Consider the following 1,084-nt stretch of genomic DNA (forward strand, 5'->3'; position numbering starts at 1 on the left):
ATATGGGACGGGGGCCGGTCTCGACAACCCGGGCGAAGACCAGCACGTCGACCTGGGCGGCTTTGGCCCGGAGCAGGACCCGCGCGCAGGCATCCAGCGTCGCCCCCGACGTCAGGACGTCGTCGATCAGGACAATGCGGCGGCCCTGGACTTCAGCCTGACGGTCGGGGAATACCTGGAACGCGCCCTGCACGTTGGTGGCGCGCTGGGCCCGCGACAGGCCGATCTGCTGTTCGGTGGCGCGCACCCGGCGCAGCACCTCAGCCCTCGCCTTGACCCCGCTCTGCCGCTCGATGATCTGCGCCAGGGCGCCGGACTGGTTGTAGCGACGGCGCCAGGCCCGCCGCCAATGCAGGGGCACCGGCACCAGCATGTCGGCCCCTGCCAGCAGCTCGCCGCCCGCGCGCGCCATCCAGCGGCCCATGGCGGGCGCCAAATCGGTGCGGTCCTGGTATTTCAGCGCATGCACCAGCGTGCGCGCGACGTCGTCATAGCGCACGGCCGCGCGGGCCCGCTGGTAGGCCGGCGGGCTCGCGATCGCTTCCATCGACAGCATGTCGGGGCCGGGGTCATAGACGAAGGGAATGCCGAGCCGCGGGCAATAGGGCCGCTCGATGAATGACAGCCGCGCCCAGCACGAAGCGCAAACGCCCTCGCCCTCGACCGGTTCGCGGCAGGATACGCACTGCGTCGGCAACGCGATGTCGAGCGCGAGCCGTGCCGCGCGCGACAGCGCGTGGCGGCCGGCCGTCCACGCGGCACGCAGCGGTGCGGCGATGGAACGGGTGGGGGCGGCGTTGGCGTCCATGCGGGAAGGCTAGCGTTCCGAGGTTCCGGGCTCAAGCCACGCTCTCGTGCCCCGGACGCAGTGCAGCGCCCCGGCGATGCGAAGCATCGTCCGGTGCGGTGCGCTGCAGAGCCGGGGCCCATCTCACGGCATCGTCCGGTGTTGGTTTCTGGGTCCCTGTGTCTTGGAAGTCTGTCAGGATGGGGTTGGGCGGGAAGCCGTTGGGTCCTTGGCGCTTGACGCCGTGAGCCGGCTCGGTCTCCCGCCCGTTCCATTACCAACCTGAACACCAGATCG

At 70.8% G+C, this 1,084-nt stretch carries 1 protein-coding gene; it reads right to left on the reverse strand.

Annotated features, from left to right (window positions below; genetic code table 11):
- A partial coding sequence (locus CV770_RS41165; RefSeq protein ID WP_104466325.1) for a ComF family protein occupies positions 1-808 on the reverse strand: 808 nt, incomplete at its 3' end.
- Positions 809-1,084: the final 276 nt, after the last annotated feature.

It is taken from the genome of Bradyrhizobium sp. AC87j1, assembly GCF_002936975.1.
Taxonomy (GTDB): Bacteria; Pseudomonadota; Alphaproteobacteria; order Rhizobiales; family Xanthobacteraceae; genus Bradyrhizobium; species Bradyrhizobium shewense.